Source organism: Vibrio sp. QJM3NY_15, from assembly GCF_057785995.1.
Map to the genome: position 1 here is coordinate 1,255,639 of NZ_CM173518.1, position 13,519 is coordinate 1,269,157.

Genomic DNA, 13,519 nt, shown 5'->3' on the forward strand with positions numbered 1-13,519 from the left:
TGTACGCTCGAAAACATTTGCACAATAGTGTGAAGTGTTTCAAAATTAACACGTTATATTGAAATTTTTGTGCACTGAGGTTCTTATGAAGGTCATTGATTTATTTAAACACCGAGGCGATAGCGTTTCTTCGCAACACTCAGAGTTTATGCAATGGATGTCTCCAGCTCTTAGAGAGTATTGGGGCGACTTCCTGAACCGCACGCAAAATAGTCATTTCTTCGCATGGGTTCGTGATCACCACCAACCTGCAGTTAATGAAGATGCACCAGTTATGCCGATCGAGAAGCCGATCGAAATTAAGCCTGAAGCACAACTTGTGTTGAATGAGCTTAATCAGCAGATCGGTGAAGTTATTCATACTGGCGATTGGATTAATGTAAGTCAAGAGCGCATTAACCAGTTTGGTTTAGTGACTGAAGACATGCAGTGGATCCATACTGAGCCTTCTAAGGCAGAAACGGATTCACCTTTCAAAACAACTATCGCACATGGCTTTTTGACCCTGTCTCTTCTTCCAAGATTGACTGACAGTGTTGATCCAGATAAATCTCAATTCCCAACAGCTAAAATGGTTGTGAACATTGGTCTTAACCAAGTTCGTTTTCCTTACCCTGTTAAGTCTGGCAGTAACGTTCGCGCTAAGAGCACGTTGACAAAAGTAACGCCAATCAAAAAGGGCTTAGAGATTGAACGCGAAATCCGCGTAGAAATCGAAGGGGTTCGTCGCCCTGGTGCAGTGATAGTGTCGGTGATTCAACTTCACTTTTAATACTTTGCTTTTAAGAGAAATTATTCTTAGACGAAGATTATAGATTCCAAAAAAAGAGAGAGCTAAATGCTCTCTCTTTTTTGTTTGTGTCATATCAAATAGACATCACAGCATTACTAACATAACTAATAGCTCAATAGCTCAATAGCTCAATAGCTCTTTGCTACTTAATGTGTGTGTAGCTACTTAATGCGTGTATAGCCGTATTCTTCGATAAGATCTTGCCCTTGCTTTGACTTCACGAATTTAATGAAGTCTTTGCTTTCATCCGACACTGCGTCTGTTTTGTGCAGCAACAAAAATGGACGAGCCAGTTCATAGCTGTGGTTCGCAATGTTCTTTGATGTTGGTTCAACGCCTTCAAATGTGATTGCCTTAATCGAACGATCGACAGAGCCAACAGAGATAAAGCCAATAGCGTGTGGGTTATGGTTAACGATTGTTTTTACCATGCTGTTGCTGTTTACAACCAAGTTATTTGGATTGATGTCAGACACTCGACGGTCATTAATGATCTTCGTTAAACCAAGTAAGCTTTCGAAGCTGTAGCGTGAACCAGAAGAAGCTTCACGAGTTACGACCGCGATAGGTTGGTCGGCACCACCCACTTCCTTCCAATTCGTTACCTTACCTTTGTAGATATCGAATAGCTGTTCACGAGTGATGTTATTCACGGCGTTCGAACGATTGGTTACGACTGCTAGGCCGTCAAAGGCAATTGGGAATACCTGTAACTCTTCGCTCTGTTCACGGTTGGTTAAGTAACGTGAGCTCATACCCACGTCAGCGACACCTTTATTCACCATGGTAATGCCAGCTGTAGAGCCTATGCCCTGAACTGCAATGTAATTATCAGGATGAGTCTTGTTGTACTCCTCTGCTAATACATCCATCACTCGAGCAACAGAAGTGGAGCCCGAAATATTGGTTTCTTGTGCATAAGCAGCATGAGAAGAAAGGGCTAAGGATAAAAGAGAGGCAAGCGCGACTCGTAACATAAACAACTCCTAGTTAATAACATTTGTCGCATATGATAGGTCGGTTATATGACACTTTTGTGAAAATTCATATTCGTGATTTAGTGTCCGGAATCTTTAAACCAATACCGCTAACGTTGGTTCATGAGCGCGAGACGGCTTTACGAAAGAAGATCGGATATGAGAGCGCGGTTGGTATTTTGTTTGCCCTTGTTCGCTAAAGTGTTTGTTGAGTCCTAAGCTAATTAGAGACTGATTGAAATTTCTATTAAGTTAGAAGGGGTGTTATGTCCGTCATTCATATAGAACTTAACCGGCTTTTAATTGGGGCTGAAAAGCTCTGTACTTCTCGAAATCGCAGTTTACCTGTCGAGCTAGGTAAATCCTTATATGAAGAGTGTGAGGGTGGTGTCTTGTTCTCTCAGGCCCACTATTTGCTCGACTCATCCCATAGTGATTATACAAACGAAATCGCCTGCGTTACTTTTGATGAGTCGTTGACTTGTTGGCTGGTTATGGTGCCGCTTGAAACCGAAGTAAGCACCGATTCCATTCATTGGGGACCTTATCCCTACCTTCCTAAATCTAAGGATCTTGATGCTATTTTGTCTGAAATAGAAAAAGATCCTAAGTCTTATTTTTGGTCTTAGTTAAGGCAGTGGTCTTAGGTCATCCACCTATCTAGTTGGTTTTAACCCCGACAACCTCTTTGTTAAACCAAGGCTGTTAAACTTTAAACCATACAACTTAAGTTTTGAAACGAGTTTGGGGTTGCTGAGCTTGAGCAATCAGTGATCTAAAGTCTTTTGGTGTCTTGCCATGATACGTCTTAAAGGCGGTGCTGAAGTGTGCTGCACTCTTAAAGCCAGACTCATAAGCGATCTGTGTGATCGATTTAGCGGATGTTCTGAGTTGGGTGGCAGCATGAGCAATACGTTTGATTTTCAAAAGGTTTGAAAAAGAAAGGTCTTCAGCGGATAGACGTCGCTTCAGTGTCGCGGGAGACATGCCCATGTAACTGGCTAACGTGTCTAACGAAATATTGTTTTCGATGTTTTGTTCTATGTAGTGGATAACTTTCTGCGTGACGGTAAGCCTTGCAGCTCGAGCAATGATCACGAGTAGAGCAGGGTGCTTCTCAACCATCAAAGAAAGCAGAGCTAAGCCCAGTTGGGTGAGTGCGTAGTCATTTTTAGGAGAAGAATCAGCGAGAGACATAGTTAGCTCTTTCAGCTCACGTATTTGGATGTCAGCTCGGTCGAACTTGATGTATTCCTGAGGGACGCGTAACGACTCAAGATCTCCAGACTGGTTGATGAATTTTTGGAATATCGATAAATCGAAGTCTAAACACGTTGCGCTGAATTCACCGTTTTCAGTATCAACGTCGATGTCTTTAATTTGGCCGGAGTTGTATAACGTGAAATCGCCGGCTTGAAGTGAAGCTTCAGTACCATCAGGTAGGGTGAAAGAAATACTGCCTTTCGAAACGATGAAAATACCGTTTTTAGAGGCGGGGTAACGTTCCCGTTTTCTGGGAATAAAGTTTCTAAATTGAGTAACTGTTATCGATGACATAGTGCGCTTCTTTGACGTTGTAAACGAGTTGCTTATTGGTTTTAGTATTGTTTAAGCATGAGACATTTACAAAAAAGGCGCTAATAATTAGCGCCTTTAGAAGTAAACCTATCAGAAATTAGGCTTTGGTTTCGTTTGTTGTTTCAGGCTCGCTAGGCAAGTCCGCAAATACTTGTGTAGGTTTTGCTACCAAGTTACGGTTTTCCTGATTAACTTCTGAGAGAACTACTTCTAAAACGTCTCCCAGTTTGTATACCATTTCTTTATCGATAGATACAGTACCCATATCACCGTTGCACTCTATTCTTTCTTTATTATTAAGAATGAGAGAGCCAGGGATAAATGCAGCCGCACCATTTTCAAGTAGACGTACACGCATACCAGCACGGTTAATGTCGAAGATCTCTGCTTGGAAACGAGTTTCTTCAACTGGAGCGTTCGCTAGAGTACGAGCATACAACCAATCGCCAACGTTACGTTCAGCCATGCCGTGGTGACGGCGGTGTAGAGCAAGTTCATCACCAATGGTTTCGTCGGGTGTTTGAATTGGTGCTTTACCTAAGATGTGTGCTTTAAGCATACGGTGGTTAATCATGTCCCCGTATTTACGAATTGGAGATGTCCACGTCGCATAAATGTCTAATCCCATCGCGTAGTGCGGCGCAGGTTCATTGCTGATCTCGCTATACGCTTGGAATTTACGAATACGGTTGTCGTAGTAGCTGTTGTCTAAAGAACCTAACCAACGACGCAGAGTAGCAAAACCTTCCAGAGAAACGATCTGCTCTTCTGTAAACGGTGTTTCTGTTTCTGGGTTAACCAGCTCTAGAACGTCTGTTAATTTCTCAGCTTTAAAACCAGAGTGACAGTTAAAGACGCCTTGGTTAAAGCTCTCTTTTAATACTCGGCCTGCACAAATGTTCGCGCTGATCATAGACTCTTCAACCAACTTGTTCGCACTGCGACGCATGTCAGCGTGGATAGCAACAACATCGTTATCTTCGCTAAGCTCAAAGCGGTAATCAGGGCGGTCTGGGAACACAACCGCATTTGCAGAACGCCACGCTGAACGAGCTTGAGCAAATTGGTGAAGGTCAGAAACAATCGCAGCGATCTCTTCTGACGGTTGCCACTTCTCAGATGCGCCAGTTTCTAGCCAGTCAGATACATTGTCGTAAGCAAGACGAGCGTGAGATTTGATGTTTGCAGCGAAGAAGTTAATGTCATCACCGATAACGCCATCTTTAGATACCGTTACTGTGCAGCAAAGTGCAGGGCGAACTTCGTTCTCGATCAGTGAACATAAGTTGTCAGCCAGATCACGAGGCAACATTGGAATGTTACGGCCAGGCAGATAAATAGTGAAACCACGCTCACGAGCCACTTTATCCATCGCATCATCTGGAGAGATGTAAGCCGTAGGATCTGCAATCGCGATAGTCAGTTCAAAATCACCGTTCTCTTTCTTCTTCGCGTAAAGCGCATCGTCCATATCTTTTGTGCTTTCACCATCAATGGTCACAAAAGGGACGTGTGTCATGTCGATACGTTCAAGATCGGCGTCATCATTGATCTTCCAATCATCGATACCTTCAGGCTCGCTGTTAGGTAGGTCGTTTTGTGCCAGCGTTACCCACCAAGGTGCGATCTTGTCGTCAGCGTCTGTGATTTTCTCAGAGATTTGAGCCAAGAATCCGTTGTCACCTTTTAACGGGTGTTGAACGATATGAGCAACAACCCAGTCGCCTTCTTTTAGCGTTTCAGGGTTTAGACCCTTCTTTGCTTTCGCTTTAAGTTGTAGCTTTTTCAGTTGCGGGTGATCAGGAACTACGTTCAAACGACCTTTAAACAACTTCACTCGAGCAATAAAACGAGTAAGACCCTGTTCAATCAATTCCTCAGGCTCTGCTACTTCGCGATCCTTCTCGGTGCGAATGATGGCAATAACTTTGTCACCGTGCACACATTTCTTCATGTATGGAGGTGGGATAAAGAAACTGGTCTTGTTATCGACTTCGAGAAAACCAAACCCTTTTTCTGTGGCTTTGATTGTACCTTCCTTTTTAGGGAGGGTTTCTTGGATTTGCTGTTTGAGTTGAGCGAGTAGAGGATTATCTTGAAACATTTGACTTTTATCTATCGAGGACAATTGAGCACACTATAATCATTGCGAGGCTTGATTACTACTGAAAGGCGAAGTGAGCGTAAATTAATTGCCCTCTTATTTAACTAGGTCAATTTGCTCGAAGTTTGGTGCTGTGACGAGATATTCATCAAGTTTTGACGATATGATAGCCAGTATTGATGTAAAACCGAAAAATATGTGATGTATTTCAATTTTTTCTGGCTTTTTTTATGCATTTAGGGAATAATCCGCCTCCCTTAGACGTCCCTAATGGCTTGAAGTGTTTTATTACTGCTTCGTAACTCTGAATGGAATCAGTATCTGATTGGATCAGTATTGGAATTGATAGAGCTCCCGGGACCTTTTGTTTACTTATATATAGTGGGATCCCAATGTCCGAATCTGTAATTCAATTTAATGAATTAGCCCTTAACGATAACATTCTTTCAGCTCTTGATAGCATGGGTTTCGTTTCTCCGACTCCAATCCAAGCAGCAGCTATTCCTCTTCTTCTTGAAGGCCGTGACGCACTAGGTAAAGCACAGACTGGTACTGGTAAAACAGCAGCATTCTCTCTGCCTTTACTTAACAAAATCAACCTGAACCAACACAAACCACAAGCAATCATCATGGCTCCTACTCGTGAGCTAGCTATTCAAGTTGCTGCGGAAATCAAAAACTTAGGTCGTGACATCAACGGTCTTAAAGTTCTTGAAATCTACGGTGGTGCTTCAATTGTTGACCAAATGCGTGCTCTAAGCCGCGGTGCTCACATTGTTGTTGGTACTCCAGGTCGTGTTAAAGACTTACTAACTCGTGACCGTCTACACCTAGATGAAGCGCATACATTTGTTCTTGATGAAGCAGATGAAATGCTAAAAATGGGCTTCGTAGATGACGTTACTTGGATCCTAGAGCAAGCGCCAGAATCTGCACAACGTGTACTTTTCTCTGCGACTATGCCTCCAATGGTTAAGACTATTGTTGACCGTTACCTACGTAACCCGGCTAAAGTTGACGTTGCTGGTACTAACCACACAGTTGACAAAGTAGCGCAAAACTACTGGGTTGTTAAAGGCGTAGAAAAAGACGAAGCAATGTCTCGTCTTCTTGAAACTGAAGAAACTGACGCGTCAATCGTATTCGTACGTACTCGTCAAGACACTGAGCGTCTAGCTGATTGGCTATCTGCACGTGGCTTTAAAGCTGCTGCACTGCACGGTGATATTCCTCAGTCTCTACGTGAGCGCACTGTTGATCACATCAAACAAGGTGTTATCGATATCCTAGTTGCAACTGACGTTGTAGCACGTGGTCTTGATGTTCCACGTATCACTCACGTATTTAACTACGACATCCCATTCGATGTTGAATCTTACATCCACCGTATTGGCCGTACTGGCCGTGCTGGACGTAAAGGTAAAGCGATCCTACTAGTTCGCACTAACCAAATCCGTATGCTTCGCACAATCGAGCGTGTAACTAAGTCTCAAATGGAAGAAATCCAACTTCCACAACGTGACGAAGTTGCTGCTGCACGTGTTGCTAAGCTTGGTGCTGAGCTTGAAACTGAGAAAGAGAGCAAAGCTCTAGAAAACTTCGCAGGTTTAATCTCTACACTACAAGAATCTCTAGAAGTTGATGCTGCTACTCTAGCTGCAATGCTTCTTAAGCGTCAGCAAGGTAAGAGCCCTCTATTCTACGTTGGCGAAGACCCAATGATCGCTGCTATTGAGCGTGATAAGAACCGTCGCAAAGAGCGTCGTGAAGACCGTGACAATGGTCGTGGCGATCGTAACTTCAATACGCAAGATTGGGATACGTACCAACTACAAGTTGGCCGTGAGCAAGGCGTTCAGGTTAAAGATATCGTTGGCGCACTAGCAAACGAACTTGGCCTAACTAAAGGTTCTATCGGTGCTATCAAGCTAGACCAAGGTTCTACTTACGTTCAACTGCCAAAAGCAATGAACTCTGAAACTGCTGGTAAGCTAAGCAAACTTCGCATTCGTCAAAAAGAAGCTGGCGCTGTAGTTGTTGATTTCAACGACTTCCGTGAGCCTCGTCGTGGCGGCGGCGGTCGTGATGGCAACCGTGGCGGTCGTGATGGCGGTCGTGGCGGTCGTGATGGCGGCGGCTACCGTGGTAACCGTGAAGGCGGTAATCGCGAAGGTGGTAACCGTGAAGGCGGCAATGGCGGTCGTGGTGGCTACCGTGGCAACCGTGACGGCGCACGTGATGGTAACTCAGCTGGCGGCCGTGATGGCGAGCGTCGTTTCGACCGTAACCGTGGTGGCGATCACCGTGGTAACCACCGTGGCGAACGTGGCCATGGCAACGCAGCAGGCAATGGCGGCAACCGTGGTCGTCGTCCAGAGCGCAGCGAAGGTTAATCAACCTTTAGTTTTAAGCTGAAGCTTACAAGCCAAGTGCTTATAGACGAATAGCTTAAACAGTGAATTTAAAAGCCGAGCATAATGCTCGGCTTTTTTGTGCCTGTTATTTTATTTGTCGCGCCTGTAGCACGTTCTAAGCCCAAGTTTAGACAATGCCTCGTATCACATGGCAATCCACTCACATGCGCTGAAAGCGTTGTTTAGGATACTTAGTTAGGGGATATGGGAGTCGTTCGCTGTCTAGCAAAAGAAATGCACAGCTATAATGAAAATGAACTTTGAAGTAAGAGCTGCTCAACCTTTCGAGCTAAATAAGTGATCTCTCTAAATTATGAGGCGAAGTGAAACGCCATAAATTCTATTCGCGGGTATTGGTAACCAACCGCTCTATATTTAAGTGTCGTGCTGTATTTTTTAAGTCGCAGCGTAGAACGCTAGCTTGTTTTTTGGCTTTATGGGCTTAATTCATGAATTGGACTCTGGGATAAGGTTTCAATACAAGATGACTTTGCTCTCAATGTAGTTTGTATGAACCTATCAGTTTCATAAGTGCATTTACTTCATCTAATTCAACTATTTTTTAATTTTCGTTCTCGAAAGAAATGAATTGATGACTAAGATCAACTTAATTGTGTTCATTTGGTGGTTTTTGCAAAACAAAAGTTGAAAGATTCAAAAATTATTGAATAATAGACTTAACTAAAATTGAAGCGCAAACTTCACTAAATTCGTACTGAAACAGGATCCATATCCAATGTCTAATTCGTTTGTTCTGGTTATTAACTCGGGTAGTTCTTCCCTTAAATTTGCTGTCATCGATTCTGTTTCTGGTGACGCAGTATTAAGTGGCTTAGGGGAGTGTTTTGGTCTTGAAGATGCTCGCATGAGCTGGAAGTATCAAGGTCAGAAAACAGAAATTGCTATTCAAGGTGAGGGTAACCACCACAAAATTGCCATTGGCAAGTTGGTAGGCTTGATGGAAGACCTAGGCTTTACGGCAGATATCGTCGCTATCGGTCACCGTATCGTTCATGGTGGTGAAAAGTTCACTCAGACTGTTCGTATTACTGAAGAAGTAACGAATGAGATTGAAAGCCTGTCTGATCTAGCTCCACTTCATAACCCAGCAGGTGCTATTGGTATCCGTGCTGCGATCGAAGCTTTCCCTTCTCTACCTCAGTTCGCTGTGTTTGATACTGCTTTCCACCAAACAATGCCACAACGTGCATTTACCGGTGCCATCGCAAAAGAGCTATACACAGACTTTGGCGTTCGTCGCTACGGTTTCCACGGTACTAGCCACTACTTCGTTAGCCGTGAAGCAGCGAAAATGGTCAACAAGCCAGTTGAAGAATCTAGCTTCATCTCTGTTCACCTAGGTAACGGCGCTTCAGTATGCGCAATCAAAGATGGTAACAGTGTTGATACATCAATGGGCTTCACACCGCTTTCTGGCCTTATGATGGGCACACGTTGTGGTGACTTAGACCCAGGTATCATCGAGTACCTACTTAAGAAAGGTTGGTCACAAGAGCAAGTATTCAACTCTCTAAACAAGGAGTCTGGCTTCCTAGGCGTGTCTGGTCTTACGAGCGATGCTCGTGGCATTTTAGAAGCAATGGAAGAGGGCCACGAAGGCGCGAAACTGGCTTTTGAGGTGTTTACTTACCGCGTAGCGAAATACGTTGCTTCTTACCTTGCAACGCTAGATTCTTTAGACGGCATCATCTTCACAGGTGGTATTGGTGAGAACTCACTACCAATTCGTCGTGAGATCCTAAGCAACCTTAAGATTCTTGGTTTTGTTGAAGATGTAGCTGGTAACGAAGCCGCTCGCTTTGGCGCTGAAGGCATCATCGCTAAATCAGAAATGCTTGGTGCAGTAGCAATGGTTATTCCAACCAATGAAGAATTCGTTATTGCTCAACAGTCGGTAGAACTTCTGTAATCGAAGCTAAAGCCTAAGCAAGACAAATATTAAAAAGCGAGCCCAAGTGGCTCGCTTTTTTGTGTCTAGTAAAGATGCGTCTGAACGCTTTAACAGGGGGGCCAAATTAACTATGCCATTACATAGTCCACATGGCTATCGTCAAACGCTGTTAGAACAGAGTTTTATAGTGTTCCGGAATCGGTAAAGTTATTTAGCCTCTGAGCGGTAGTTTGGATCTGTCCAACATCGAGGTAACTCTTCACCCGACATAAACACCAGTTCGGACTTTTTAAACATCTCAGGGTCTTGCTGCTCCTCGCCAGCTTGAAACCGACCTTCGATGCTGTCCTGAAACAAGTTGGTCAATTTGGTCATTTCAGTAACATCTACGAGGTCACCGCTCTTTTTCTCTTTTAGAAACATTTTGCTACCCTCAATTTAATCGATCACCCCTAATTATAATTGCTATTTAGAAAATGAGAGTCTTTTCAAATCCGGCACTCCTTGACTAAGCAGGGCTCAGAGCTACGCTTATGATCATCGACAACTCAATCGATGAACAAACTCACCCTTAACAAATAAATGGAGTCGCGATGTCATCTGCCCATATTGCAAACAATCTCAGTGAACTCATTGGCGATACCGATCTTGTTAGAATCAACAGCCTTTCAGAGATATCAGGTTGTGAGATTCTTCTTAAGTGCGAACACCAGAACCCGGGTGGTTCGATTAAAGATAGAGCGGCACTTCAGCTTGTGATGGATGCAGTAGAAGCCGGTAAGCTTAAGCCGGGAATGACAATCGTCGAAGGTACCGCAGGAAATACGGGGATTGGCCTTGCTCTAGTGGCTAAATCTCTCGGTTATAAAATGTTGGTGGTGATGCCAAAAGGGCAGGCACAAGAGAAAGAGCGTATGGTCTCGCTTTATAACGCTGAATTGTTATTGGTCGACCCTTGTCCTTTTGCAAATCCTGAACACTTTTACCACACGGCTAAGCGGATTGGTGTCGAAAATGAGAATTTCTGGTGGGCAGATCAGTTCGAAAATCTCAGTAATTATCGAGCGCACTATTTAAATACTGGCCCGGAAATATGGCAGCAAACACAGGGTAATATTGATGCTCTAGTTTCAGTGGTGGGGACTGGAGGAACTATTGCTGGAAACTCACACTACCTATCTGAGCAGCAACCCAATCTCGAAACTTGGTTGGTTGACCCAAATGGGTCTGGCATTTATTCGTTTCTCCGTAATGGACAGTATCAATCCACAGGAAGTTCGTTCACGGAAGGCATAGGGATCATGCGAACGGTTGAAAATTTCAGGCAGGCAAAAATCAATCGTGCAATCACGCTGCCCGATCAGGATTTGGTTACGATATCCCGCCTTGTTGCGGAACATGACGGTATTCTTCTAGGAAGCAGCTCGTCGTTGAACGTAGCAGGAGCGCTATACGCCGCGGCTAGAATGGGGAAAGGAAAAACCATCGTTACATTTAGCTGTGATCTTGCTGAGCGCTCGTATTCGAAGCTGCACAACGAAACGTTTCTGAAAGAAAAAGAGATACAGCTTAATAAAGAAAACCTTTCTCAACTATGGGCTCGTTATCAAGCGGAAGATGGCAGTATGGTCGTCAACGTATAGTCATTCTAAGTTAATACTAGCCAGTGGTTTGCCACTAATCCGTTAGAGCTAAGCATCCGGTTAGCCCTAAACACCCGCTATCGACAAATCCGGCACTATTGCTTGCTGTAAGGGTAGTGAATTACGTTGTGGAATACAGCATTTCCTTCCCCAACATTTTTGTAGCCATGGCTCTGGTTGGCATTGAAACGAACGGCTTGCCCTGCTCGTAACGTTTGCCACTCACCATCAAACAGCACAGCCATCTCTCCCGAAATACATAAAATATGCTCAGTGACGCCTGCGTTATGTGGTTCGGATTCATGGTGGTAATCTGGTACTAGAGTGAGTTCGAATATTTCAAACCCTAGTGCCTCCTCAAAAGGAAACAACAAACTGACGAAGAAACCAGCGTTGTATTCCTCATGCCTTAGTTCGTTTGCATCTCTGAATAAGCTCGTCAGTTCACTGTTTGAACTAGCAGCGATAAAACTCGAAAGTGACACCTCGAACCCAGAAGCTATCTGCCAGAGCTTAGCGACTGTTGGGCTTGATTCTCCACGTTCAATTTGTCCTAGCATTGCTTTACTCACGCCTGTTGCTTTTGCCGTTTTGTCTAAGCTCCAGCCTTTCTCTTGGCGAAGGCGTTTCAAGTTAACGCCGACCTTAATTTCTGTTTGCATCTTTTCTCTACAAATTTTTTTAAAAAATCAGTTGTGCGTTATAGCGCACAGGTGCTAAGTTCAATCTATGGACGTTATAACGCACACGGGAATAAATTAACATGACTAAGCTAAAATTTTCTCACGTCAGTACCGGCTTTATTGCTGTTTTCATCGGTTATGCGAGTGCTGCTGCGATCATTTTCCAAGCGGCAATGAGTGCAGGAGCAACTGAAGAGCAAGTCGCGTCATGGTTTTGGGCGTTGGGAATTGGCATGGGCGCCACTACGATATTGCTCTCGCTCTATTACAAGAAACCTGTGGTTACAGCTTGGTCGACCCCTGGAGCGGCGTTGTTAATTACTTCTTTGGAAGGGCTAACAATGAACCAGGCGGTTGCGGTGTTCTTTTTTAGCTCTTTGTTGATCACGCTGGTTGGCTTAGCGGGAATCTTTGAGAAGGTACTTAAACAGATCCCAACATCAATCGCATCTGCCATGCTGGCGGGGATTTTGTTGCAGTTTGGTTTGGGGTTATTTACGTCGTTAATGGAAGAAGTTCAGATAGTAGCGGTCATGCTTGCTGTATTTATTTTGGCTAAAGCAAGGTTAGGAAACTTACTGATCCCAAGTATTTTCGTTATTGCTTTGGTGATGTGTGTCGGTTTTGGCAAACTTGATGTCAGTCAGGTCACAGTCGGTTTAACTGTACCGGTTTTCATTATGCCTGATTTTGAGTTCTTCTCGTTGGTTAGCGTCGGTATCCCACTGTTTATTGTGACTATGGCTTCGCAGAACTTGCCAGGTTTTGCTGTGCTTAAAGCGAACGGATACCAAGTTGATTCATCTAAGATCATCACCACCACTGGTGTAACCGGGCTACTATTGGCCCCGCTTGGTGGCTTTGCGTATAACCTTGCAGCTATTACAGGAGCAATCTGCATGGGCCCTAATGCAGATGATAATCCAAAAACACGTTATATGGCTGGGGTCTCGATGGGTGTATTTTACCTGTTAGCTGGTGTGATGGGGATGTCATTCGTGTCGTTGTTTAGCGCGGTTCCCTCATCGGTTGTGATAGCTGTCGCGGGGTTAGCGGTGATGCCTACATTGATGAATTGTTTAGCCGTTTCGATGGCAGACAACCACTATCGAGAGCCTGCACTTTTTACTTTCCTATTCACGGCTTCTGGCACCAATTTACTAGGGATCGGCAGTGCATTTTGGGGTCTGTGCATCGGGTTATTTTGTTGCTGGTTACACAATTACAAGGCTAAGTCGCGTGGAGTAGACAAGACTTCGCAAACTTCGTCGTAATGGGATGATCTCCCAAGTGAGCGTAGCCTCAAATTTATCAGTAGTCACTATGGTGCTCTGTACTTGATAAAAATATTCAGATCGAATCAGCCTTAGGTTGTGATTGAGATAGTATTTTGCTACAAAACGCGCATAATCTCG

At 44.1% G+C, this 13,519-nt stretch carries 11 protein-coding genes; 6 read left to right on the forward strand and 5 right to left on the reverse strand.

Annotated features, from left to right (window positions below; all coding sequences use genetic code 11):
* Positions 1-85 precede the first annotated feature (85 nt).
* Positions 86-772: a MaoC family dehydratase gene (locus AC3CKG_RS21900; RefSeq protein WP_065111383.1), complete on the forward strand. Its 687-nt coding sequence runs from the start codon at positions 86-88 to the stop codon at positions 770-772.
* A 182-nt stretch (positions 773-954) separates the two neighbouring features.
* Here the strand turns inward: AC3CKG_RS21900 and AC3CKG_RS21905 are convergent, their stop codons facing one another.
* Positions 955-1,770, reverse strand: coding sequence for a phosphate ABC transporter substrate-binding protein (locus AC3CKG_RS21905; protein WP_065104576.1), 816 nt, complete (start codon positions 1,768-1,770; stop codon positions 955-957).
* A 266-nt stretch (positions 1,771-2,036) separates the two neighbouring features.
* Here AC3CKG_RS21905 and AC3CKG_RS21910 point away from each other — a divergent pair, with 266 nt between their 5' ends.
* Positions 2,037-2,399 carry a DUF3024 domain-containing protein gene (locus AC3CKG_RS21910; RefSeq protein ID WP_065111382.1) on the forward strand — a complete coding sequence of 121 codons (363 nt, stop codon included), beginning with the start codon at positions 2,037-2,039 and terminating at the stop codon, positions 2,397-2,399.
* Positions 2,400-2,496: 97 nt separating this feature from the next.
* Here the strand turns inward: AC3CKG_RS21910 and AC3CKG_RS21915 are convergent, their stop codons facing one another.
* Entirely contained in the window at positions 2,497-3,327 is an 831-nt protein-coding gene (locus AC3CKG_RS21915; RefSeq protein ID WP_065104577.1) for a helix-turn-helix domain-containing protein, read from the reverse strand.
* Positions 3,328-3,445: 118 nt separating this feature from the next.
* On the reverse strand, positions 3,446-5,452 hold the full coding sequence (rnb, locus tag AC3CKG_RS21920) for an exoribonuclease II (protein ID WP_488529345.1): 2,007 nt from the start codon (positions 5,450-5,452) through the stop codon (positions 3,446-3,448).
* A gap of 392 nt (positions 5,453-5,844) precedes the next feature.
* Between rnb and AC3CKG_RS21925 the strand changes: the two genes are divergently transcribed.
* The gene (locus AC3CKG_RS21925) at positions 5,845-7,845 is read left to right on the forward strand and encodes a DEAD/DEAH box helicase (protein WP_479241551.1); all 2,001 of its coding nucleotides are present in this window, start codon (positions 5,845-5,847) and stop codon (positions 7,843-7,845) included.
* Between the two features lie 757 nt (positions 7,846-8,602).
* On the forward strand, positions 8,603-9,796 hold the full coding sequence (locus tag AC3CKG_RS21930) for an acetate/propionate family kinase (RefSeq protein WP_065111379.1): 1,194 nt from the start codon (positions 8,603-8,605) through the stop codon (positions 9,794-9,796).
* Positions 9,797-9,985: 189 nt separating this feature from the next.
* Here AC3CKG_RS21930 and AC3CKG_RS21935 read toward each other — a convergent pair whose 3' ends face one another.
* Positions 9,986-10,201: a hypothetical protein gene (locus AC3CKG_RS21935; RefSeq protein WP_017109081.1), complete on the reverse strand. Its 216-nt coding sequence runs from the start codon at positions 10,199-10,201 to the stop codon at positions 9,986-9,988.
* 170 nt (positions 10,202-10,371) lie between these two features.
* Between AC3CKG_RS21935 and AC3CKG_RS21940 the strand changes: the two genes are divergently transcribed.
* Positions 10,372-11,421: a cysteine synthase A gene (locus AC3CKG_RS21940; protein ID WP_372201324.1), complete on the forward strand. Its 1,050-nt coding sequence runs from the start codon at positions 10,372-10,374 to the stop codon at positions 11,419-11,421.
* Positions 11,422-11,516: 95 nt separating this feature from the next.
* On the opposite strand, the gene AC3CKG_RS21945 is transcribed toward AC3CKG_RS21940, so the two are convergent.
* Positions 11,517-12,083, reverse strand: a complete 567-nt coding sequence (locus tag AC3CKG_RS21945) for a helix-turn-helix domain-containing protein (protein ID WP_488529346.1) — start codon at positions 12,081-12,083, stop codon at positions 11,517-11,519.
* Between the two features lie 101 nt (positions 12,084-12,184).
* Between AC3CKG_RS21945 and AC3CKG_RS21950 the strand changes: the two genes are divergently transcribed.
* The gene (locus tag AC3CKG_RS21950) at positions 12,185-13,378 is read left to right on the forward strand and encodes a benzoate/H(+) symporter BenE family transporter (RefSeq protein WP_488529347.1); all 1,194 of its coding nucleotides are present in this window, start codon (positions 12,185-12,187) and stop codon (positions 13,376-13,378) included.
* The last annotated feature ends 141 nt before the right edge of the window (positions 13,379-13,519 follow it).

Bases quoted from the DNA above. Each gene is read 5' to 3' on its own strand.
- AC3CKG_RS21940 (WP_372201324.1), top strand. From the start codon at position 10,372: ATGTCATCTGCCCATATTGCAAACAATCTCAGTGAACTCATTGGCGAT.
- AC3CKG_RS21905 (WP_065104576.1), bottom strand. From the start codon at position 1,770: ATGTTACGAGTCGCGCTTGCCTCTCTTTTATCCTTAGCCCTTTCTTCT.
- AC3CKG_RS21935 (WP_017109081.1), bottom strand. From the start codon at position 10,201: ATGTTTCTAAAAGAGAAAAAGAGCGGTGACCTCGTAGATGTTACTGAA.
- AC3CKG_RS21910 (WP_065111382.1), top strand. From the start codon at position 2,037: ATGTCCGTCATTCATATAGAACTTAACCGGCTTTTAATTGGGGCTGAA.
- AC3CKG_RS21945 (WP_488529346.1), bottom strand. From the start codon at position 12,083: ATGCAAACAGAAATTAAGGTCGGCGTTAACTTGAAACGCCTTCGCCAA.
- AC3CKG_RS21930 (WP_065111379.1), top strand. From the start codon at position 8,603: ATGTCTAATTCGTTTGTTCTGGTTATTAACTCGGGTAGTTCTTCCCTT.
- rnb (WP_488529345.1), bottom strand. From the start codon at position 5,452: ATGTTTCAAGATAATCCTCTACTCGCTCAACTCAAACAGCAAATCCAA.
- AC3CKG_RS21900 (WP_065111383.1), top strand. From the start codon at position 86: ATGAAGGTCATTGATTTATTTAAACACCGAGGCGATAGCGTTTCTTCG.
- AC3CKG_RS21950 (WP_488529347.1), top strand. From the start codon at position 12,185: ATGACTAAGCTAAAATTTTCTCACGTCAGTACCGGCTTTATTGCTGTT.
- AC3CKG_RS21915 (WP_065104577.1), bottom strand. From the start codon at position 3,327: ATGTCATCGATAACAGTTACTCAATTTAGAAACTTTATTCCCAGAAAA.
- AC3CKG_RS21925 (WP_479241551.1), top strand. From the start codon at position 5,845: ATGTCCGAATCTGTAATTCAATTTAATGAATTAGCCCTTAACGATAAC.